Raw genomic sequence first — 21764 nt, forward strand, 5'->3', positions numbered from 1 at the left:
GGCGCGATGCATGGTGCGGCGGCGGCACGGGGTTCGCCGTGCCGCCGCCGGGGGGGCGGCGCGAGCGCCGCCGTCATCCGGCCTTGACGGCGGCCAGCCCGTCGCGCACGGCGCCGCGCTTTTCGATCGCATCGAGCCACCGCTGCACGTTGGAATAGGGCGTGGGGTCGATGCCGAGTTCGTCGTAGGTGCGCAGCCACGGGAACGCGGCGATGTCGGCGATCGTGTACTGATCGCCGGCAAAGTAGGGCCAGGCGCCGAGCTGCCGGTCCACCACGCCGTACAGCCGGTGCGTCTCGTTGTGATAGCGGTGGATGGCCTCGGTGTTGCCGGTCTTCGAGCCATGCGTGAACCACCACAGCTGGCCGAGCATCGGACCGATCGCGCCCATCTGGAACTGCAGCCACTGGTTGATGACGGCCTGCTCGCGATAGTCCTTCGGCCACAGCAGGCCGTGCTTCGAGGCGAGATAGGTCAGGATCGCGCCGGATTCGGCCAGCGTGATGCCGGCCTCGTGATCGACGATCACGGGGATTTTCCCGTTGGGATTGAGCTTGAGGAAGGCCGGCTCGCGCTGCTGGCCTTTCGACAGATTCAGGTTCACCTGTTCGTAACTCAGCCTGGCTTCGCGAAGGAAGATGCTGATCTTCTGCCCGTTCGGCGTATCCGCCGTATAGAACGTGAGGCTGTTGGAGGTCATGTTGGCACGTGCCCGCAGGTTGATCTGAGTTCTCGGTACGATTGCAAATGCAATCGTACCGAGAACGTCACCGGCGCGCAAGCACGCGATCGGTGCATGGCGTGCCATCGGGCACCGCGCGGCCGGGCCGGGACCGGCGCCGGGCCGCGCGCGTTGCGCGTCAAACCATCGGTTTCGCGGCATCGCCGCCGGCGCTCGCGGGTTTTTCGCGCGCCGATCTGCATCGGATTGTCCGCGCCGGCCGCACGCGGCCTCGCTAAGCTGGCGTCATTCCCGTCGTCATCGAGGTGGTGTGCGCGGCGGCGCCGCGAGTGCCGCCGCGCTGGCGGGAAACATCAACGATCCGCTACCGCGAGACCACCATGAATGACTTTGGCATGCTTAGGAAGGAAGCCGGCTTCGGAGGGATCCGATGAGCCCGATTCCCGACGACTACATCAACGGCGTGATCGCGCGCGAGGGCGGCTACGTCGACCATCCCGACGATCGCGGCGGCGAGACGAACTTCGGCATCACCGCGGGGACGGCGCGCGCGTTCGGCTACCAGGGCGCGATGCAGGACCTGCCTCGCGATCTGGCCGTGCAGATCTATCGGCAGAACTACTGGACGGCGCCGCACTTCGACCAGGTCGCCGCGCTCGATCCGGCGCTGGCCGCCAAGCTGCTCGACATCGGCGTCAACATGGGGCCGGCCATCGGCGTGAAGTTCATGCAGCGCGCGCTGAACGTGCTGAACGTGTCGAACCAGGTGGCGGTGACGGTGGACGGCCAGGTCGGGCCGTCCACGCTGGCGCTGCTGCGCGCGTTCTACGCGCAGCGCGGCGGCGCGGGCCAGCCGGTGCTGAAGGGCATGATCGCCGCGCAGCAGTCGGTGCGCTACATCGAGCTGGCGGAGCAGAACGCCAGCCAGAAGGTCTTCGAATACGGCTGGCAACTCAATCGGGCATTGGGAGGGACGGCATGAGCACCTGGGGCGATGTGGCAGCGGAAGTCTCGAAGGTCGCGCCGATCCTCGGCAATGCAGTGCCCGGCGTGGGTACGCTGGTCGGCTCCGGGGTCGGGCTCGCCGCGTCGGTGATCGCCAAGGCGCTCGGCACCGATCCGTCGCCCGACAGCGTGATGGGCGCGCTCGCGAACGATCCCGAGGCTGCCGGCAAGCTGAAGCAGGCCGAGATGGATCACGAGCGCGATCTCGCGCAGATCGCCGCGCAGCGCGAGCAGGCCGAGCTGTCGGCGCGCACGGCGCTGTATGCCGCCGAGGCTGCCGATCGCGACAGCGCGCGCAAGCTGGCGGCCACGCAGCCGCGCGACTGGGTGCGCCCGACCATCACGTTCGGGCTGCTGTTCGGCGCGATCGCGATCCTCGTGTTCGTGTTCCACGGCAACGCCTTGCTCCTGAAGGACGCCACCACGAGCCTGACGGTGGGCACGGTGATCGGCTACTGGTTCAACGAGCTGAAGCAGACGCTGTCGTTCTGGTTCGGCACGACCAGCGACGCGACGATGACGAACGCGAAGGTGGCGGACTTCGCGGTGTCGCCGGGGGCGGTGATGGCGCCCGGCAGCCATGCGCCGGGCACGACGGGCAAGTAGGGCAGGCGGGGCGGAGGCGCGTGGGGACACGCCGTGGGAGAAGCGGTAATGGAAGCGGCAGGGGGCGCGGAGCGGGCGGCAGGCGCCGTCGTCCGGTGGCGACGGCTTGGGCGACGCACGGCGCGCGACGGATGGCGGGCCCGGTTGGCCTGCCGCCCGCGGCGCGAGTCAGCGGCAGTGCGTGTCGGTGTGCGAGTCGGGATGCGAGTCGGTGCGGGACACGCCGGCCGCGTCCGCGTGATCGCGTGCGGCACGCGGCTTGAACGTGAGCGGGCTTTCTTCCGGCGGCGGCCCGTCCGGGCTGCCGCAGCCGCCGCAGGTCGAGCAGCCCGAGTCGCAGCCGCCCGCGGCGGCGGCCGGCGCGAGGCGCTGCCCGAGCCAGCGCAGCGCCGGGTTGCGCTGCGCACCGAGGCGCGCGGCTAGTGCCGTCTGGCGGCGCGAGGCCCAGGCCGGCGCGAGCTTGCGCACCATCACGATGCAGCTCGCGACCACCACCACGCCGATCACGGCGTACTGCCATCCGAGTCCGCTGTTCACAGGAATGCCCTCGCGATCTGGTAGGTGACGAGCGACGCCGCGTAGGCCATCACGAACATGTAGCAGAACGAGATCGCGACGTTCTTCCACGAACGCGTCTCGCGCCGGATCACCGCCAGCGTCGACATGCATTGCGGCGCGAACGCGAACCAGACCAGCAGCGACAGCGCGCTGGCCAGCGAGAAGTTCGCGGTCAGCGCGTGGCCGAGGCCGGCGATGTCGCCCTCGCCGCCGCTCACCGCGTAGACGGTGGCGAGCGCGGCCACGGCGGTCTCGCGGGCCGCGAAGGCCGGGATCAGCGACAGGCTGATCTGCCAGTTGAAGCCGAGCGGCGAGAAGAGGGTCTCGAGGCTGCGGCCGATGTAGCCGGCGAACGTGTAGTCGATGGCCGGGCCGGTCGCGCCGTCGGGCGGCGACGGGAACGTCGAGATGAACCACATCAGCACCGTCAGCGCGAGGATCACGCCGGTCAGCCGCTTGAGGAAGATCGAGCCGCGTTCCCAGAGGCCGATGCCGATGTCGCGTGCGCGCGGCACGCGGTAGGACGGCAGCTCCATCAGCAGCGCGTGTTCCTCGCGGTCGCCGCGGATCTTCTTCATGATGAAGCCCACCAGCATCGCGCCGCCGATGCCGCCCGCGTAGAGCAGGAACAGCACCAGGCCCTGCAGGTTGAACAGGTAGGCCACGCGATGCGCCGGGATGAACGCGCCGATCAGCAGCGCGTACACCGGCAGCCGCGCCGAGCAGGTCATCAGCGGGGCGACCAGGATCGTGGCGAGCCGGTCGCGCGGGTCGGTGATGCTGCGCGTGCCGAGGATGCCGGGAATCGCGCAGGCGAAGCTCGACAGCAGCGGGATGAACGAGCGGCCCGTCAGGCCCACCGACAGCATCATCCGGTCGAGCAGGAACGCCGCGCGCGGCAGGTAGCCCGATTCTTCGAGCACCAGGATGAACAGGAACAGCACGAGAATTTCCGGCAGGAAGCCGAGCACCGTGCCGAGACCGGTCAGTATCCCGTCGGTGAGCAGGCTGCGCAGCGGCCCGTCGGGCAGCCACGCGCCGACGATCGTGCCGAGCCAGCCGAAGCCGTCGCCGATCGCGTCGGTGAGCGGCTTGCCGATCGAGTAGACGGCCTGGAACGTGATGAACATCACGATCGCGAGGATCAGCAGGCCAAACACCGGATGCAGCGTCCAGCGGTCGAGCCGGTCGTCGCGCTCGTCGGTGGCGCGCGGCATCGTCACGGCCGCGGCCAGTAGCGCGCGCACCTGGGCGTGGATGTCGGCCGGCGGCCCGCCGGCGGTGGCCGCGATCGCGGCGGGCGCGCCGGCGCGTGCGCCGTCACGGGTTTCGTGAGCGTCGATCGCGGCGATCAGCGCATCGGCGCCGCGCCGCTTGATCGCCACCGTCTCGACGATCGGCAGGCCGAGTTCGCGTTCGAGCGTGGCGATGTCGATCGTGATGCCGCGTCGCGCGGCCTCGTCCATCATGTTCAGCGCGACCAGCACCGGCGGCCCGAGCCGCTGGATTTCCAGCAGGAAGCGCAGGTGCAGGCGGAGGTTGGTGGCGTCGATCACGCAGACGATCAGGTCGGGCACGGCCTCGCCGGCCTGGCGCCCGAGCAGCAGGTCGCGCGTGACGCGCTCGTCGAGGCTCGCCGATTCGAGGCTGTAGGCGCCGGGCAGGTCGAGCAGGTGGATGGTGCGGCCCGAGCGCGTGAGGAACTGCCCGGCCTTGCGCTCGACGGTCACGCCCGCGTAGTTCGCGACCTTCTGGCGCGCGCCGGTGAGCTGGTTGAAGAGTGCGGTCTTGCCGCAATTGGGGCTGCCGACCAGGGCGACGCGCAGGGGGAGCGTGTTCATTGTGATTGGGCCTCCGTGACCGTGACGCGCGCCGCTTCGGTGCGGCGCAGCGCGAACCGCGTGGAGCCGATCTGGATCAGCACCGGATCGGCCCGCCAGGGGCCGTGCGCGACGACCCGGACCATTTCGCCGGCAACGAAGCCCAGATCACGCAGGCGTTGGGCGATCGGATCGGGCTGGGAGACATTCGCGACATCGACGACGATCGCCGGCACGTTCTTGGCCAAATGGGAAAGGAGCATTGCAGGGGAAATGTATGAATAGCAATCGTTCTCATTATAGAGGGGCGACGTGCCGCGCTGCAGCGAGTGAATCAAGTGGCGCCTATGTGCGCCAATCCGTCGCAGCCTATTTGAGACCGATCGGAGGGAAACAGAGGGAGCGCGCGCCCGCGAACGGCGCGCCGCCGGCCGGTGGCGCCCGGGTCGCGGCCGCGACGGCGCGCGGGCAAGCAGCCGATGCAGCCGATGCAGCCGATGCAGCCGATGCCGTTGGCGCCGCCGCTTACTGGTCGGTGAATTCCACGCGGTTGCGGCCGCCGCGCTTGGCGCGGTAGAGCGCCTCGTCGGCCATGCCGTAGGCGGTGTCGAAGCTGGTGCCGGCCGCGTTGATGCTGACGCCGAAGCTGGCGGTGATCGGGCGGTCGACGGGCGGCACCACCAGCGAGTCGCTCATCGCGCGCCGCATCCGCTCGGCGAGCAGGGCGGCCTCGTCGGCGTCGCAGGCGGGCAGGATCACCGTGAATTCCTCGCCGCCGACGCGCCCGATGAAGCCGCGCTCGCCGACGATGCCGCGCAGGCAGTCGACCACGCCGAGGATCACCGCGTCGCCGGTCGGGTGGCCGAAATCGTCGTTGATGCGCTTGAACTCGTCGATGTCGAGCACCACCATCGCCGCGTTGTTGGTGCGCAGGGTCTTGGCGGTGCGTTCGATCACGGCGCTGCGGTTCAGCACGCCCGTCAGCGCGTCATGCGAGGCGCGGTGCGCCATCTGGTTGGCGAGCGCCTGCATGTCGCGCTCGGCCCGGTCGCTGCGGCCGATCAGCCGCCGCGTTTCGCGCATCAGGCGCTCGAAGTGCTCGATGAGCTCCCCCAGCGACTGGCGGTACGCCGCGGCGTCGGCATCCGTGGCGCAATGGGTGGCGCGCGCCCGTTCCAGCGCCGCGCTCTCGGTCTCGAAGAGATCCGGCGCGGCACCCGGATGCACGTTGGGGGAGGACGTCGAAGTCACTGGCCTTCCTTAGTGCGCGACGGGACGGTCGTTGAACTCGATCGCGTCGAAATCGGCCTTCAGTTCCTCGCCGAACTCGGCGATCGTCTCGTCTTCCTCGTCGCGATACCAGTTCATCGACACGCGGCTGCCTGACTGGGCCGCCTGGTCGAGCGCGTCGAAGATGCTGAACAGCATCTTGGTGCTGGAGCTGTTGAAGTAGGTCAGCGCGACGTCGATCGTGATCGCGGCGCCGGCGCTCTCGGCGAGGTACCTGCGCATCGTGTCGATGATCGGCGCGTAGAACGCGGCGGCGTTCTCGGGGTACGACTCGCCCTTGATCGACAGCCGGTGCTGATCGAAACGGAAGTCGATCTCGGGCGATGTCGTCGTGGCTGCAATAAAAAGATTATCCATGGCTGGTATGTGTGTCTTCCTGCTCAGATGATGGCCATGAGGCAGAACAGCGTGATTCCGGATTCGTCGGCACGCGGGTGAAAGGCGAACTCGAGCGGCGCGCTCGCATCGCGCGCCATCGTCAGAAAGCCGAGGCCGGCGCCCTTGCTGTCTTCCGGGGTCTCGGCGCGCAGCGATATCTTATACGCTTGCTTGATCTCCTCGACGGACATGTTGCGCAGCGGCTCGAGCTTGGCGCGCAGGTTTTCCACCTGGCTGGTCGCCATCGGGTTCACGCACCACATCACGTAATGCTCGCCGTTCTGCGAGATGCAGACCGCGCCCTCGCGCACGTCGCCGCGGCCGCCTTCGCCCGCCTGCAGCGCGTTCGACGAGTAATGGACGATGTTCTGGGACAGTTCGACGAACGAGGAGAACAGCTTGCGGCGGGTCGGGCCGGTCACGCCGGCCACTTCCAGCTGCAGCTTCACCACCTCGCTCATGGCAGCCACGATGTTATGGGAGAAAAAACCTTTGTGATAGAAGAGCACGTTGCGTCGCTGCGCCAGATCGAAAAACGCGCTGTCTTGATCGAGTAGTTGAAACATTCGTGGAATCGATTAGATACGGGCACAAAAAAACGTGACGTCGTCGCGGCGCGGCTGTCCGCCTTGCCATTGTCCCAGCGTCTGCCGGATATGTTCGCAGATCGCCGAGGGGGATTCCGTGCGGTGCTGGCGGATCACGTCGAGCGCGCGCCGCCGGCCGAACGAGATGTTGCGCGGCCCGCCGATCTGGTCGGTCAGGCCGTCGGTGCAGATGAACAGCAGGCTGCCCGCCGCCACCGGCAGCGAGTGCAGGTTCCAGGTGTAGTCCTCGCGGCTGTCCACGTAGCCCACGCCCATCTTGTCCGGCGCGATCGTCTGGAATTCCGGGCTGTCGGGCGGCAGCAGGTTCAGCGCGATCCGCGCGCCGGCGAAGTGCAACACGCTCTGCGCGGCATCGAACCAGATCACCGCGGCGTCGAGGCCGTCGTTCGACTGCGCGCGTTCGGCCGAGCCGTTGGCCTGGCCGAGCAGGCTCTTGACGTTGCGGTTGACCGCCGCGAGCAGCGCGGCCGGATCGCGCGGCCCGAGCTGTTCGAGCTCCTTGGACAGCGACGCCGAGGCCAGCATCGTCATGAACGCGCCCGGCACGCCATGGCCGGTGCAGTCGGCCACCGCGCCGAACCAGCCGTGCGGCAGCGCCGAGAAATGGTAGAAGTCGCCGCCCACCACGTCGCGCGGTTCCCAGATCATCGCCGCGTCGTGCAGCCGGGTCGAGAGCGTCTCGCTCGAGGCGCGCAGCATGGCGCGCTGGATCACGCTCGCGTACTCGATGCTCTGCATGATCTGGCGGTTCTTCTCCGCCTGCATCTCCGCCACCGCGTTCACCAGCTGCAGGCCGCTGCCGAGGCCCGAGAAGCGGCCGTCGCGCGTCACGATGAAGCCGTCCACCAGGGCCTTCTCGCCGGTCTCGACGGTGCGGAACGCCAGCGCCTCGATGCCGACGTCGGCGTCCACCACCAGCGGTTCCTTGTCCATGAACGCGATGCAGCTCTTCTTGTCGTAGAGCTCGCGGTGGAACGGCTTGCTCATCTGCGACATGAAGATGTTGCGATTGATCAGGCCGATCGGGCGTCCGTCCTCGAGCACGGCCAGGCTCCCCATCTCGCGATGCGTCGAGAAGATTTCCATGACGAGGGAGTTGGGATCCCCGGCATCCACGGCCGGGACATCGTGACCGAGGTCACCGGCAGTGCGCGGATCGCTGGATGTCGACGGGCGGCGAAATCGCGAGAAAGCTGGATGCATGGCGACGCGAGCCGGTATGTGAAGAAACACCGGACGCTAACGGGTCTACATGTAACTTATGTGACAAGCGCGGTTGCGCCGGCTCCGTTTCGATCACAGTCCGACGCGGGACCACAGGCAAACGTTTTAACGCTTGCCCGCGTCGAGGCGTCGGGGCTGCGCGCGGCGTGCCGTTCGGGCCGGCTCGCGCGGCCTTGCCTGTCCGGAATCAGTGAGCGCGCGGGCCTGCCGCTCGAGGCGTTCGCGCTTTCCTCATGAGAATGCGACGGCGCGAGCGGCGCGGAGCGATCTGCGCGGGCAGCGCAGCGCGGTGCCCGCGATCGCCGGGCGGGATAGGCGGCGCGTGCCGCCGCGCGATGCGATCCGCCGGTTTGATGGGCCGACGAGGCGCGGCGACGCGGCTCGAGATGCACCGCGAATTGATTGGGTATCCGAAGCATTGCAATTCCTTCGTCGACCGGCGAGCACGGCATGATTGCCCCGGAGGTGGCGAGCATGCCGCGCCGGTCGCACGAGGATCGGAGCGGATCCGCGAAGCGCCCGGAGGCGGGCGTGGCCATCGTATGAGCTGAAACGAGGCGCGCGCGTGACGCGACATGAAAGCGTCATGCCGGCGTGTCGAGCGGGGCGGGGGCCGGCCGGCGCGTCAGCTGTCGCTGCCGCGCGGGTTGCGCGACGCGCCGGCGCCGGGCCGCGACAGCCAGCCGGTCTCGCCGCGCAACGGGCGGAACACGGTGGCGTGATCGTAGCCGCGACGGTGTTCGTAGAGCCAGTAGTGGCAGGCGGCGACATGGGACGCGAACGGCTCGCCGCGCGTCTTCAGCACGCGCAGCCAGTTCACGACCATATGGGGGGCGGGCGCCGCAGGGCCGCCCTCCCAGAGACGGCGCACGAGGTAAGTGTCGACCGCGTCCGGGGTACCTGTCATCAGAATGTCAGGACACGCATCGAGATCCGTTCTCATCGGTGCTCTCATGAGTTCACGCCGTGGCAGTGTAAAAGTCATGGGCGACGATTTCAACCTCGGCGCCGGTCAAAGTGCGGCCGGCAAGCAAGCGGCGCACGCCGGGCGTGGCTTCTCGGGCAGGTACGCGGAGCGGGCGCCCGCCGGCCGCGGCCGCGCTCGCGTTTCATCAGATGAAATCCGAAAGCGGCGGGAAAGGTCTGGCGGGAGCGTCGCGCTGCAGCCGTCATTCTGCTTTTCGCGTCGGGGCGGTACTGTGTCGGACTTCGCCGGCCGCCGAGGCCGGCCTCTTTGGCAACAGACACGGGAACCACGACAGATGAGCGAGCGGCAAACCGGCGAGGTGGACGAGATCGCCTACACGTTCGGCTATTGCGACGAACTCGATCCGCTGCGGCTCGCGCTGCCGCTGCTGCGGGCGGGCTATGCGGCGCCGGCCGTGCAGGCCGCCTGCGAGCTTGGCTTCGGTTACGGCGTGAGCGTGAACATCCACGCGGCCGGCTCCGGCGCGAGCTGGCATGGCACCGATTTCAACGCGGTCCACGCCGGTTTCGCGCAGGCGCTCGCGCGCGAGGCCGGCTTGCCTGCCGTGCTGTCCGGCGAGCGGTTCGCCGAGTTCTGCCGGCGCGAGGATCTGCCCGATTTCGATTTCATCGGCATGCACGGCATCTGGAGCTGGGTGTCCGACGAGAACCGCGCGCTGATCGCCGGATTCCTGCACCGCAAGCTCAAGCCCGGCGGCGTGCTTTACCTGAGCTACAACACGCAGCCCGGCTGGGCCGCGATGCTGCCCGTGCGCGAGCTGATGATGGGGCACTTCCAGGCCGGCGCGGCGGCGTCGGGCGCGGACGGCGGGAGCAGCGAGGCGCGCACGCGACAGGGCGTGAAGGCGGCGGTCGAGTTCGCGCGCGAGGTCTTCGCGGCGCGGCCCGGCTACGCGGTGGCCAACCCGGCGCTGGCCGAACGCGTCGAGGCGCTGGCCCGCGAGGACACGCAATATCTCGCGCACGAATATTTCAATCGCGACTGGCAGGCCCTGTCGTTCCGGCAGGTGGCGGCGTCGCTGGCCGGAGCGGACCTCGTTTATGCCGGCTCGGCCGACTATCGCGACCATCTCGACGCGCTCAACCTCGACGCGGCGCAGCGCGCGCTGCTGGCGCGCATCGCCGATCCGGTGCAGCGCGAGACCGTGCGCGACGTCTGCATGAACCGTTCGCTGCGCCGCGATTACTGGATCAAGGCGCCGCGCCGGCTCGATGCCGCCGAACGCGACGCCGCGTTGCGCATGCAGCGGGTGGTGCTGGCGTTGCCGCGCGCGGCCGTGGTGCTGAAGGTGCGCGGCGCGCTCGGCGAGGCGGCGCTGCCCGAGGCGCTGTACGGGCCGATTCTCGACGCGCTGGCGGACCATCGGCCCGCCACGCTCGGCCAGCTCGAATCGCGCGTTCGTGAGCGCGGCATCACGCTGGCGCAACTGGCCGGGGCGGTGATGCTGCTGGTCGGCACCGGCGCGCTGCTCAACGCGCAGGACGAGGCGCGGATCGACGCGGCGCGGCCAGCCGCGGACCGCCTGAACGCGGCGATCTGCGAGCAGGCGCCCGACCGCGACGCGGTGCAGTTCCTGGCGAGCCCGGTGTCGGGTTCGGGGATCCGCGTGCCGCGCGTGGCGCAGCTGTTCCTGCTGGCGCGGCGGCGCGGGATGGCCGGGCCGCGTGAATGGGGCGAGTTCGCGGCGGGTGTGATGGCGGCGGGGGAGCCGGTCGCGGAGGCGGTGCTGGCCGAGCGCGTCGCGCAGGCGGAGCGATTCGCGCGGGTGCATTTGCCGGTGTTGCTGGCGCTGGGGATCGGGTGAAACGGGGGGCGTTCGCGCCGCCTGATTGCGTCGATCCGCCATCGCCGAGGCGGCGCAATGACTTATGGATCGACCGGGCGCCATGGCGGGCGTGTTGCTCACCTTGGGCGGTGGCAGTTCCGTATCGGCTGGCGCGTCTCTGCCCGAAGCGCAGGCTCACGGCGACGCCGGGCAGGCGCTCGAATCGAATCGGTCCGGCACATCCTGTCGGAATCGTGCTGGCGGCGGCGCGTCGGCAGGCGGCGTTGAGCTGGGTGGGAATTCACCCGGCACGAAGTCGGAGTGGGTGGATTTCCACCCGGCAGCCGATCGGACCAGGCGCGCAGGGCGCGGGATATCGCGAGGCGAAGTCGGTGGTGGGCGGTGGCATGAAAATTGTGTTCGATGGCGTGCCAACCCCACGCAAGGAACATCCCGATGAAGCCACCACGGAGCGACGGTTCCGGCCTGCCTCATGAGAACGGTCTGGCCACCAGATCGTCATCGTCGCTCTCCGGGCCGGGTGCTGTCGGCGACGGCAGACCGGGAGTGCCGGCTGCCTCCCGCAGTCCGGTGCCGCCGGTTTTGCAGCCATGGCGGGTGGCGCCGTCCGATTGGCTGAGCGAGGCGGGATTCGCGCCGCCTCCGCCGTCGCCGCGCGGCGCGAGCCCGCTGTCGCCGGTGCGGCTGCCCGAAGCCGGCAACGGGTCCGGTCTCCCGACGATGCCGCTGGCGTCGCCGCGGCTCGCGAGCGCGCCCCCACTCGCGCCGCAGTCTGAAGCTGGCGGCAGGTCGGGGCTCGCGCCGATGCCGGCCCATTCGCCGCGAGCCGTGAGCACGCCGATCGCCGTATCGCTGCCCGGGGCCAGCGGTACGGGAGGGCTTGCGTCGATGCCGCAGCAGTCGCCGCGAGCCGCGGGTTCGTCGTCGTCGGTACCGCTGTCCGAGGCCGGCGTTGACGCGGGGCTCGCGCCGATGCCGGCGGGGCCGCCGCGGGGCGCGAGTCCGCCATTGTCGCTGGCGCTGCCCGGTAGCAGCAGGGCGGGGGGATTCGCGCCGCCTCCGCCATCGCCACGTGCGGCGAGCCCGTCGCGGTCTCCGGCCGTCGCCGGCTCAGGCGGCCTGTCGATCAACGGCGACGGCGGTGGCGACGACAACGGAGACCGTGCGTCGGTCGCGGTGCCGATTTCGCCGCTTCACGAACCCTTGCTGTCGAACGCGGCGCCGGCCGGCGAGGCAAGCCGGCGCGAAGCCGTTGGTCGATGGGCGCCGCTTGTCGACGGCCTGTCCGCGGCGACCTCGCTGGCGTCCTACGCGATGGTGCATGGCATGGGGCGGTCCTCCACCGCATCGTCGTTGGTCGCGGGCGGCAGCGGCGTCGGCTGGGCTGCCGGCGCGGGGATGTCGGAGGCCGGCAACGTGCCATATAGCCGTTTGGCGCGCGTCGCCAATGTCGCCGGCATGGCGGCCGGCCTGTCCAACGCGGTGGCCGACGGCCTGTCGGGCGATGCGCAGGCCGACACCGCCTACGGCTCGGCGGTGCTGTGGGGCGCCAGCGCCGGGGCCGTCATGCTGGATGCCGCAAACGGGTATCGCAACAACCAGCACAGCGGATGGAGCGCCGCGGTGCAGGCCGGCGCCGGCCTGGCGAACGCCGGAGCGGCCTATCTGTCATATTGGTCCGCCCGCGCATCGGCGGACGGCGACACGCTCGGCTCGGCCGGCTACGGCATGGCGTCCTCGGTGGCGTGGGGGGCGGGGGCCGTGCTGACCAAGGCGTCCGCGATCCTCAAGGACCGCCATCAGGCCGCGCAGCAGGCAGACGGGGGAGGCGGGGCGGCTGCCTCCGAGCGCACCAGTGTGTCCGCCCAGGGGCGCGGACCCACGTACCACACCTGGTCAATGGTCTAGACGGCCGGCTTTCGCGGCCGCCATGCCGACGAAAGCCGCGGCCCGTCAATCCATCGTGACGAGATAGGGCGCCGCCGCCGGGATCGGGCCGCGGAACAGCACCTCCGCGGGCCGGTGCGAGCGGGCACGATCGGGCCAGCCGTCGCGCAGCCAGCCGGCATAGGGGACGAGCGTGTGAAGCCCGCGCCGGGCCGGCTTGCGACGCGCGTTGCCGCTGTTGATCGGCGAGACGAACGCGTCGTGCCCGAAGCTTTCGAACAGCGCCGCGGCATCGAAGCCGAGCACCACCTGCGGGCGTCCCCCGCAGGCATGGCGTTGCCGCTCCATGCGCTCGCGATCGGGCCACAGGAACACGAAACCGTTCAGCCGCGCGTACCAGTCGCCGGGCGTGAGCCCGTCGTCGAGTGCGCCGGCCAGCGCGGCGGGCGGCATCGGGCGCTGGTCGCGCACCAGCACGCCCGCGGCCAGTTGCTGGTTGTCCGGCCGATGGCGGCGCAGGAAACCGGCGCGTTCGGCTTCGGCCATGCCGACCAGGTCGAGCAGCCGCTCGGTGCTGAGCAGGCCATGGCGCAGGATCGACTCGACGTTGGACGCTTCGGCGAGATGATAGAGATGTTCGATTCGTGGCATTGGAGGGAGCGCTGCGGATATCTGCAAGGTCCGGCGCGGCACGATGCGTCGTCGCCGCGCAGGAAGATGCCGGCCGGCCGCGAGCCGGCGCGGATGAACGGTTCGCGCGATGCCGCGACTTGGCGCTGCATGAGCGAGCTTCCGTTCATCGCGATCCCGACGGCGCGTCTGTTTCACCGGCAAACGCGCCGCCGGTTCAGGCGGCCGGCCCGGCCCGGCGTACCCGGCTGGCCGGCTTCGTGGCCGGCTCGGCTGCCGGCTCGACGGTCACCGCCTCGTTGCGCTTGCCTGCGGTTTTCGCGGCCGTCTTCCGTACCGCCGCCGGTCGCGCGGCTTTCCGGTCCTTGCCGCCCGCCGGCTCCGGCAGCACGCGTCGCCGGGCGATCGCCAGAATCTCCTTGGCGAGCTTGCGGTCCTCGACGAGCCGCGACAGCGCCACCGCGCCCTGCAGCGCGAAGATCGCGAAGATCGCATCCTCGCGCGCGGTGGGGCTGTCGCCGTTCTCCAGCGTGCCGAGTTCGATCAGCCGCTCCAGCCCCTGTGCCACGCCGTGCCGCGTCTGCGTGTCGGCGCGCGCCAGGTCGCTGCCGAGCTGGATCACCGGGCATCCGCCCAGCACGCCGTCGCGATACTCGGGCAGCAGGTAGCGCTCCATGTGCTTCTGCAACTGCCCGGCCTCGGCGGCGGCCTGCGCCGCCGCCACGAACCCGTCCATGCTCAGCGCCGCCGCCTCGGTCACCAGCGCTTCCTTCGATTCGAAATGGCGATAGAACGCGCCGTGCGTGAGGCCGGCCGCGGCCATGACCTCGGCCACGCCGGTGCCGTCGATGCCCTTGGCCCGGATCGCGTGCGAGGCGATCTCGACGATCCGCCGGCGCGTGGCCGCCGTTTCCACTTTCGATTTCTTCATTGAGGTTCCCCTTCCGGAATCGGGCGCGGCATGCAGCACACCCGGCATCCATACAGATCCTCGCATGGTAGCAGTTTTTAGCTGACGTGATTTATCTAAAAGGGGGGCGGTAAGGTCCACGGTGGAAGGGAGGCGGGCGGCCCGCCGCGCGGCTAGGACCGGCCGCGCCAGGCCACGAACGCGACGCCGGCGATCGTCATGGCGCCGCCGCCAGCGGTGGCCAGGCCCGGGTGCTCGCCGGTCAGCACGGCCGACAGCGCGGTGGCGAGCGCCGGCACCAGATACAGAAAGTGGGTGGCGCGCGCCGGGCCGAAATGCGCGAGCGCGACGGTCCAGGTCGCGTAGCCGAGCGCGGCGGGAAAGATGCCGAGCGCGAGCACGGCCGGCACGGCGCCGGACGGCACGGCCGGGGCGGCCAGCGCCCGCAGCGCGCCCGGCAGCCACGGCGAGAGCAGCAGCGCGCCGGCCAGCAGCGTGTAGGCGGTGCAGGCGAGCGGGCCGTAGGCGGGCAGCAGGCGGCGCTGCAGCACGAAGTAGCCGGCGGAGCTCGCGGCCGCCAGCAGGATCAGCGTGGTGCCGCCGCCCGGCGCGATGCCTCCCGGCTGGCCGCTCGCGATCAGGCCGATGCCGGCGAAGCTGAACAGCGAGCCGAGCCAGCCCCAGCGGTTGAGCCGCTCGCCGAGGCAGAGCCGCGCGAGGATCGCGGTGAGGATCGGCGAGGTGCTCATGATGAACGCGGCGGCGCCGGGCGCGACGGTCAGTTCGGCCGTGTTCAGCAGCGCGTTGTAGGCGGCGATGCCGAGCAGGCCCGACAGCAGGAACAGCGCGGCATGGGCCCGCGACGGCCGGCGCGGGCGGCGGTGGACGAGCCACGCGGCCACCAGCACGGCGGCGACCGCAAAGCGCGCGGCGGCGAGCTGCATCGGCGCGAGCGCGTGCAGGCCGATGCGGATGAACGGGAACGCGGCGGCCCACGAGACGATGGTGAACGCGACGGCGCCCGCCGCGCGCGTCGAGGCGGTGCCGGAGGCCGGTAGCGAGGTCGAGAGAGTCATGAGGCGCTGCCCTGGAAGGTCTGCCGTTGCGATGGCGACATTCTAGGGACCGGCCGCGCGAGCGGTAAGCGCGGCGCGCGGCGATTCAGAATCCGCGCTTCGCGGACAATCCCGCCGCGCCAACGCGCAAGCGGAGCGCTGCCGGCAGCGCCCGCCGCCGCTATGCAGCCATGGCGATATGGATCGACGAAATCGGCATTTGTCGCGGCGGGGGCCGTCGATATAGTCGATTCCTGCTCATCGTTACGCGGCACCCGCGGCCCGCCTCATGTCGACCGTCATCCTCGATTCCTCGTCGTCCTCTTCCTCCTCGGCCCCGGCCGGCCCCGCATCCGCGCCGTTCGTGATCCGCTCGGCGCGCGACGTCGCGCGGCTCGCCAACGACGGCGCCGCCGCGGGCGGCCACGCACGCGCGGTGGTCGCGATCGCGCTGGGCGGCGTGTTCCTCGACGCCTACGATCTGACCTCGCTCGCCTACGGCGTCAAGGACATCGCGCGCGAGTTCGCGCTGAGCCCGGTGCAGGTCGGGCTGGTATCGTCGGCGATCACGTTCGGCGCGCTGGTGGGCGCGTTCGTCGGCGGCTACCTGACCGACCGGATCGGCCGCTATCGCGTGTTCATGGCCGACATGGTGTTCTTCGTGGTGGCGGCGATCGCGGCCGGCCTCGCGCCGAACGCCTGGGTGCTGGCAATCGCGCGCTTCGTGATGGGGCTCGGCGTCGGGCTCGACCTGCCGGTGGCGATGGCGTTCCTCGCCGAGTTCTCGCGCGTCTCGGGGCGCGGCAACAAGGCGGCCAGCATCGCCGCCTGGTGCCCGGCCTGGTACGCGGCCACCAGCGCCTGCTACCTGCTGATCCTCGCGCTCTACGCGCTGCTGCCCGACGCGCAGCTGGGCTGGCTGTGGCGCATCGTGCTCGCGTTCGGCGCGGTGCCGGCGCTCGTGATCATCGCGGTGCGCAGCCGCTACATCAGCGAATCGCCGGTGTGGGCCGCGAACCAGGGCGACCTGGCCGGCGCGGCGCGCATCCTCAAGCGCTCGCACGGCATCGACGCGGTGGTGGCCGAGGGCGCCGACCTGGCCGCGGATGCCGACGCGGCGCGCCCCGCGCGCGCCTCGTGGCGCAGCTACGCGGCGCTGTTCGGCGCGCGCTACCGCCGGCGCACGATCCTCGCGCTGGTGATCGGCGGGGCGTCGTCGTTCGGCTACAACGCGATCGTCTACGGGCTGCCGGTGATCCTCGCGAGCTTCCTGAAGCAGGGGCCGCTCACGACGATCGTCGCCGCGCTGGCGCTGAACCTGCTGTTCGCGTTCGTGGGCGGGCTGATCGGCGTGCGCACGGCGGCCACCATCGGCGCCTGGAAGATGACCACGGCCGGCGTCGCGCTGCAGTTCGCGGCGCTGCTGGGGCTCGCGCTGATCGGCCGGCCGAGCGGCACGGCGCTGGTGGCGGCGGCGGTGCTGCTGCTCGGCGCCTACCTGTTCGGGCAGGGCTTCGGCCCCGGCTCGCACTCGATGACCTATGCGTCGTTGAGCTACCCGACCTCGCTGCGCGGCGTCGGCGTGGGCTTCACGCAGACCGTTTCGCGCGGCCTGTCGACGGTGTCGCTGTTCCTGTTCCCGGTGCTGGCCGCCGCGCTCGGCACGCGCGTGTTCTGGCTGATCGCGCTGGCGCCGCTCGCCTCGCTCACGGCGCTGCTGTTGCTGCGTTGGGAGCCGTCGGGCTACGACGTCGACGCCGAGGATTATCGCGAGGCAAGCCCGACCTGAGGCGGGCGCGCGAGCGGTTGCCTCATGGCGCGGCGCGCACGGCGAGGCAAGGGTGGCGCGTCGCGCTCAGGCCGGCGCGCGCGCCGCGAGCGTGAGCCAGGCCGGCTCGTGGCCGGTGAGCCGCAGGAACGCGTCGAGCTGCGGCCGTGCCAGCGCGAGCGTCGCGGCGCTGTCGAGCGGATGGAACAGGAACACCGGCTCATGGGCGAGCTCCGCGTCGATCACGAGCCGCACCTGCCGCTCGCCGTCGTTGACGAGCGCGAGCGGACTCAGCGAGCCCGGCTTCACGCCGAGCAGCGCATCGAGCCGCTCGGGCGAGGCGAACGACAGGCGCCTGCTGCCGAATACGTCCGCGGCGGCGGCGAGGTCGAGCGACTTGTGCGAGGTGGTCACCACCAGCCAGGTGTTGCCGGGCTTGTCGCGCAGCAGCAGGTTCTTGCAGCGCGCGCCCGCCAGCGTCAGCGCGAGCGTGTCCGATTCCGCCATGTTGTAGACCGGCGCGTGCTGCTCGGCTTCGAAGTCGATGGCATGGCGGCGCAGCAGCGCGAGCAGTTCGTCCTTGTCGATCATGTTCCGTTTCGTTGGGTTGGGTTCGGCGGGCCACCGCGTTGATCGCGTCGTGGCCAACGCGGCGGCCCGCCGGGGCACCGTGTATCAGCGCCCTGTCGTGTCGAACACCGGATGCGAGGCCCGCTCGATCGCCGCGACGGTGTCGGCGCGCGTCATCAAGCCCGACTCGTCGAGGATCGTCGCGAGCGGCCGGCCTTCGGCCACCGACTGCCGCGCGAGCTGGCTGACGCGTGCATAGCCGAGTTCGGGAACCAGCGCCGTGGCCACCGCCATCGACGCCATCAGGTGCCGCTCGTTGCGCGCCGCGTCGGCACCGAGGCCGGCCACGCACTTGCGCGTGAAGCGGTCCACGCCGTTGGTCAGCAGCATGATGCTGTCGAACACGCGCGAGGCCACCACCGGCTCGAAGTGATTGATTTCGAGCTCGCCGTACTGTACTGCCTGGGCCACCGCCACGTCGTTGCCGATCACGGCGAAGCTGAGCTGGATCATCGCCATCGGCAGCACCGGGTTGACCTTGCCGGGCATGATCGACGAGCCGGCCTGCGCCTCGGGCAGGCGCAGTTCGCCGAGGCCGCCCACCGGCCCCGACGACAGCATGGTCAGGTCCGAGGCCAGCTTCGCGAGCGCGGCCGCACAGGTGCGCAGCTCGCCCGACACGCGCGCGAACACGTCGAGGTTCTGCATCGCGTCGAACGAATCGGCCGGCGCGGCGTAGGCCACGCCGGCGATCTCCGACAGGTGCCGGTACACGGCCGCGCGATAGCCGGCCGGCGCGCCGAAGCCGGTGCCGATCGCGGTGCCGCCGAGCGGCAGCGTGCGCAGCTTGTCGCGCACCGCCGTCAGTTCCGCGGCCAGTCGCGCGACCAGCGACGCGTAGCCGCCGAACAGCTGGCCGAGCCGCATCGGCTGCGCGTCCTGCAGGCAGGTGCGGCCCAGGTGCAGCACGTCGGCGAACTCGGCGGCCTTGCCGCGCAGCGCGGCGCCCAGCGCGTCGAGCCCGGCGACGAGCGGCCCGAGCATCGCGTGGGTGGCGATCTTCAGCGCGGCCGGGTAGACGTCGTTGGTCGATTGCGAGCGGTTCACGTGATCGTTCGGATGGATCACGTCGTAGCTGCCGGGCGCATGGCCGAGCAGCTGCTGCGCGCGGTTGGCGATCACCTCGTTGAAGTTCATGTTGGTCGAGGTGCCGCCCGAGCCTTCCATCAGGTCGACGATCAGCGAATCGCCGTGCAGGCCGTCGGCGATCTCGCGGCAGGCGCGCACGATCGCCTCGCAGGCCTCGGCGCCGAGCGTGCCGGTGTCGCGGTTGGCGAGCGCGGCGGCCCACTTGCACTGTGCGAACGCCACGCGGAATTCGCGGTAATGGGCGATGTCGAGCGGCGAGACGCTGAGGTTGTCGACGCCGCGCACCGAGTTCACGCCGTAGAGCTTGTCGTGCGGGATCTCGACGCTGCCGACGTAGTCGCGCTCGGTGCGCGTGGCGGGAGTGGCTGGCTTATTCATGCGGATTCCTGTTTCCGGTCTCGATGAGGGATTCGATGCCCAGGCCGAGTGCGCGCACTCGCGGGAGGAAGGCGGTGTCGATCACGTCGCGCGCGGTCTCGCAGGCGTCGTCGAAGAAGGCGCCGTATTCGTCGCGGCGCGCGACGAGGTAGAGCGAGCGTTCGAGGCCGAGCCCGTCCACCACGTGGGCCGTCACGCGCGCGGCATGCGCGGCGCCCTGCAGCAGGCACATCGGCGAGGTCACGGCCCAGCCGATGCCTTCGGCCACCATCGAGGTGAGCGCGTCGGCGTTGTCGAGTTCGAGCCGCGTCGGCGCGCGCGCCTCGATGCGCCGCAGATAGCGCTCGATCTGCATGCCGACCTGCGAGCCGCGGTTGAAGCGCACGATCGGCAGCGCGTCGGCCAGCGCGCGGATGTCGGCCACGCTGCGCACCGGCCGGCGCGGCTCGCGCGGCGTGATCACGAGGTAGCGCTCGCTGAACAGCCGGTAGCGCACCACGTCGTTGGCGTCGATCAGCGCGTCGCTGGTGACGATCAGGTCGAGGTCGCGGCGCAGCAGCGCCTCGCCCTGCTGCGGGCTCAGGCCGGTGCGGATCGACAGCTGCGAGACCTTGCCGAGCAGCCGCTTGGTGAACACCGGGCCGCAGGTGGCCGCGAACGAATCGACGAGGCCGATCCGCAGGTCGGGCTTGATGCCCTGGCCGGCCTCCACCACCTGCGCCTTCAGGTTCGCGATCTCCTCGCTCAGCACGGCGCCGCGATTGCGCAGCGCGATGCCGAACGGCGTCAGCGCGAGCGGGCGCGTGGTGCGGTTGACGAGCACCACGCCGAGCGCGTCCTCGAGCTGCCGGATCATCTGCGAGACACCCGACTGCGAGATGCCGAGCCGCGCCGCCGCGGCCGACATGCTGCCTTCCTCGGCGACGGCCACGAACACCTGCACGGCGTACATGTCGATGGGTTTGCCGGACGGCATGGTTCGATCTCCTCGGTGGGGGCGGGCGCCGCGGCGCGCCTCACTGCGCGTCGGAATAGCGGCCGGCGCCGGACGGTGAATCCGACGGTGAATCCGACAGCGGGCCGGACGCCGGACCGGGCTGCGGATCGGCCAGCGCGGCGCCGCCCGTCTCGGGTGCGAGCAGCTGACAGAATACGCCGCCGAATACCAGCACGCCGATGCAGGCGCCGAGCGCCGCGTGGATCCCCGCCTGCTGCACGGCCACCGGCAGCAGGAAGGTGCTGACGGCCGAACCGAGGCGGCTGGAGGCGACCGCGAGGCCGACGCCCGAGGCACGCAGGTGGGTGGGGAACAGCTCGGGCGGATAGACGAACTCGAGGTTGGCCGCGGCCGAGAGGATGCAGGCGAACACGCCGAACGCGAGCATCGTGCCGAGCGGGCCGAAGCCGGCGAAGGCGAGCACGGCGAGGCCGAGCGCGGCCAGATGGAAGCTGCCGATCAGGAACGCGCGGCGCGAGACGCGGTCGACGATCACGAGCCCGAGGATCGCGCCGGCGAACAGCAGCACGTTGTAGACGAGGCCGCCGACGAAGCCGTCCTTCACGTGCAGCGCCTGCAGCACCTTCGGCGCGAACGTGCCGAGCGCGAAGTACGGGATCACCTGGCAGGTGTAGAACACGCAGCCGACCAGCGTGGCGCGGCGCCAGCGTGGCGAGAACAGCGCCGCCCACGCGCCGCGGCGCGATGCCGGCGGCTGGCCGGGCGCCGCCGGCGCGGGCAGCGTGACCGCGGCGCCGAGCCGTTCGCGGATGATGGCCAGCGCCTCGCGTTCGCGGCCGCGCTTCATCAGCCACATCGGCGATTCGGGCACGCCGAGCCGGAACGGCAGGATCAGCAGCGCGGGCAGGCCGCTCGCGGCCAGCATGATGCGCCACGCGTCGGGGCCGATCCCGCGCAGCGCGAAGCCGGCCAGGTAGGCGCCGACGTAGCCGGCCGCCCAGGCCGCCGCGAGCACGCTCAGCAGGCGGCCGCGATGGCGGCGCGGCGAGAACTCGGTGACGAGCGACTTGCTGACCACGTAGTCGGCGCCGAGGATCAGCCCGAGCAGCACGCGCAGCGCCAGCAGCTGGGCGGGCGAGGTCACGAAGTACTGGGCCGCCGAGATTGCCGCGAACAGCAGCATGTCGAACGCGAAGATGGCGCGCCGGCCGTGGCGGTCCGCGATCGGGCCGGCCAGCAGGCTGCCGAGGAACAGGCCCGCGAGCGAGGCCGCGCCGAGCGCGCCCATCCATACCGCGTTCAGGTGCAGCGTGCCCGCGGCCATGCTCACGGCGATGCCGATGATGCCGAGCACGAAGCCGTCGCTGAACTGCCCGCCCGTGCCGCTCAATGCCACGCGCAGATGAAATGCGCGCAGCGGCACGTCCTCCATCATGGTCTGGTTGCCCACTTGTCGTCTCCTGTCTCGCCGGTTGTCGGTCGGGCGCTGAGGTGCGTCCGTGGCAGCCAGTGTA

General features: G+C 70.7%; 22 protein-coding genes. 5 read left to right on the top strand and 17 right to left on the bottom strand.

The window, feature by feature from the left end; translation table 11 throughout:
• Nucleotides 1-73: 73 nt before the first annotated feature.
• Nucleotides 74-700, bottom strand: coding sequence for a glutathione S-transferase family protein (locus tag BpN12_RS20475; RefSeq protein ID WP_246797279.1), 627 nt, complete (start codon nt 698-700; stop codon nt 74-76).
• Nucleotides 701-1112: 412 nt separating this feature from the next.
• Between BpN12_RS20475 and BpN12_RS20480 the strand changes: the two genes are divergently transcribed.
• Nucleotides 1113-1664, top strand: coding sequence for a glycoside hydrolase family 108 protein (locus BpN12_RS20480; protein WP_246797280.1), 552 nt, complete (start codon nt 1113-1115; stop codon nt 1662-1664).
• Nucleotides 1661-2293, top strand: coding sequence for a hypothetical protein (locus BpN12_RS20485; RefSeq protein WP_246797281.1), 633 nt, complete (start codon nt 1661-1663; stop codon nt 2291-2293). The genes BpN12_RS20480 and BpN12_RS20485 overlap by 4 nt, the downstream gene beginning before the upstream one ends.
• A 168-nt stretch (nt 2294-2461) precedes the next feature.
• On the opposite strand, the gene BpN12_RS20490 is transcribed toward BpN12_RS20485, so the two are convergent.
• From BpN12_RS20490 to BpN12_RS20525, 8 genes are all read right to left on the bottom strand, one after another.
• Nucleotides 2462-2830, bottom strand: coding sequence for a DUF6587 family protein (locus BpN12_RS20490; protein WP_246797282.1), 369 nt, complete (start codon nt 2828-2830; stop codon nt 2462-2464).
• Nucleotides 2827-4692 (bottom strand): ferrous iron transporter B, encoded by a 1866-nt coding sequence (gene feoB, locus BpN12_RS20495; RefSeq protein ID WP_246797283.1) that lies wholly within the window; start codon nt 4690-4692, stop codon nt 2827-2829. Before feoB ends, BpN12_RS20490 begins: the two co-directional genes overlap by 4 nt.
• Nucleotides 4689-4934, bottom strand: a complete 246-nt coding sequence (locus BpN12_RS20500; protein ID WP_246797284.1) for a FeoA family protein — start codon at nt 4932-4934, stop codon at nt 4689-4691. Before BpN12_RS20500 ends, feoB begins: the two co-directional genes overlap by 4 nt.
• Before the next feature lie 262 nt (nt 4935-5196).
• On the bottom strand, nt 5197-5922 hold the full coding sequence (locus tag BpN12_RS20505) for a GGDEF domain-containing protein (RefSeq protein WP_246797285.1): 726 nt from the start codon (nt 5920-5922) through the stop codon (nt 5197-5199).
• Nucleotides 5923-5931: 9 nt separating this feature from the next.
• Nucleotides 5932-6318: a DUF1987 domain-containing protein gene (locus BpN12_RS20510; RefSeq protein ID WP_246797286.1), complete on the bottom strand. Its 387-nt coding sequence runs from the start codon at nt 6316-6318 to the stop codon at nt 5932-5934.
• 23 nt (nt 6319-6341) lie between these two features.
• Entirely contained in the window at nt 6342-6905 is a 564-nt protein-coding gene (locus BpN12_RS20515) for a SiaB family protein kinase (RefSeq protein ID WP_246797287.1), read from the bottom strand.
• 12 nt (nt 6906-6917) lie between these two features.
• On the bottom strand, nt 6918-8033 hold the full coding sequence (locus BpN12_RS20520) for a SpoIIE family protein phosphatase (protein WP_246797288.1): 1116 nt from the start codon (nt 8031-8033) through the stop codon (nt 6918-6920).
• Nucleotides 8034-8796: 763 nt separating this feature from the next.
• On the bottom strand, nt 8797-9078 hold the full coding sequence (locus BpN12_RS20525; protein WP_246797289.1) for a hypothetical protein: 282 nt from the start codon (nt 9076-9078) through the stop codon (nt 8797-8799).
• A gap of 355 nt (nt 9079-9433) precedes the next feature.
• On the opposite strand from BpN12_RS20525, the gene BpN12_RS20530 reads away from it, so the two are divergent.
• Complete coding sequence (locus BpN12_RS20530; protein WP_246797290.1) at nt 9434-10963, top strand: methyltransferase regulatory domain-containing protein; 1530 nt, start codon at nt 9434-9436, stop codon at nt 10961-10963.
• Nucleotides 10964-11415: 452 nt separating this feature from the next.
• Here the strand turns inward: BpN12_RS20530 and BpN12_RS20535 are convergent, their stop codons facing one another.
• The gene (locus BpN12_RS20535; RefSeq protein WP_246797291.1) at nt 11416-12099 is read right to left on the bottom strand and encodes a hypothetical protein; all 684 of its coding nucleotides are present in this window, start codon (nt 12097-12099) and stop codon (nt 11416-11418) included.
• A 49-nt stretch (nt 12100-12148) separates the two neighbouring features.
• On the opposite strand from BpN12_RS20535, the gene BpN12_RS20540 reads away from it, so the two are divergent.
• Nucleotides 12149-12853, top strand: a complete 705-nt coding sequence (locus tag BpN12_RS20540; RefSeq protein ID WP_246797292.1) for a hypothetical protein — start codon at nt 12149-12151, stop codon at nt 12851-12853.
• Between the two features lie 45 nt (nt 12854-12898).
• On the opposite strand, the gene BpN12_RS20545 is transcribed toward BpN12_RS20540, so the two are convergent.
• From BpN12_RS20545 to BpN12_RS20555, 3 genes are all read right to left on the bottom strand, one after another.
• Nucleotides 12899-13483 carry a DUF7002 family protein gene (locus BpN12_RS20545; protein WP_246797293.1) on the bottom strand — a complete coding sequence of 195 codons (585 nt, stop codon included), beginning with the start codon at nt 13481-13483 and terminating at the stop codon, nt 12899-12901.
• 196 nt (nt 13484-13679) lie between these two features.
• Nucleotides 13680-14393, bottom strand: a complete 714-nt coding sequence (locus BpN12_RS20550; RefSeq protein WP_246797294.1) for a TetR/AcrR family transcriptional regulator — start codon at nt 14391-14393, stop codon at nt 13680-13682.
• 152 nt (nt 14394-14545) lie between these two features.
• Nucleotides 14546-15448, bottom strand: coding sequence for a DMT family transporter (locus tag BpN12_RS20555; protein ID WP_246797295.1), 903 nt, complete (start codon nt 15446-15448; stop codon nt 14546-14548).
• 268 nt (nt 15449-15716) lie between these two features.
• Between BpN12_RS20555 and BpN12_RS20560 the strand changes: the two genes are divergently transcribed.
• Complete coding sequence (locus tag BpN12_RS20560) at nt 15717-17216, top strand: MFS transporter (RefSeq protein WP_246797296.1); 1500 nt, start codon at nt 15717-15719, stop codon at nt 17214-17216.
• A 66-nt stretch (nt 17217-17282) separates the two neighbouring features.
• Here BpN12_RS20560 and BpN12_RS20565 read toward each other — a convergent pair whose 3' ends face one another.
• From BpN12_RS20565 to BpN12_RS20580, 4 genes are all read right to left on the bottom strand, one after another.
• Nucleotides 17283-17786, bottom strand: coding sequence for a prolyl-tRNA synthetase associated domain-containing protein (locus BpN12_RS20565; protein WP_246797297.1), 504 nt, complete (start codon nt 17784-17786; stop codon nt 17283-17285).
• Nucleotides 17787-17870: 84 nt separating this feature from the next.
• Nucleotides 17871-19292: an aspartate ammonia-lyase gene (locus tag BpN12_RS20570; protein WP_246797298.1), complete on the bottom strand. Its 1422-nt coding sequence runs from the start codon at nt 19290-19292 to the stop codon at nt 17871-17873.
• Nucleotides 19285-20268 carry a LysR family transcriptional regulator gene (locus BpN12_RS20575; protein ID WP_246797299.1) on the bottom strand — a complete coding sequence of 328 codons (984 nt, stop codon included), beginning with the start codon at nt 20266-20268 and terminating at the stop codon, nt 19285-19287. The genes BpN12_RS20570 and BpN12_RS20575 overlap by 8 nt, the downstream gene beginning before the upstream one ends.
• Nucleotides 20269-20308: 40 nt before the next feature.
• Nucleotides 20309-21700 carry an MFS transporter gene (locus tag BpN12_RS20580; protein WP_246797300.1) on the bottom strand — a complete coding sequence of 464 codons (1392 nt, stop codon included), beginning with the start codon at nt 21698-21700 and terminating at the stop codon, nt 20309-20311.
• Nucleotides 21701-21764 lie beyond the last annotated feature (64 nt).

It is taken from the genome of Burkholderia perseverans, assembly GCF_022870505.1.
GTDB lineage: Bacteria > Pseudomonadota > Gammaproteobacteria > Burkholderiales > Burkholderiaceae > Burkholderia > Burkholderia plantarii.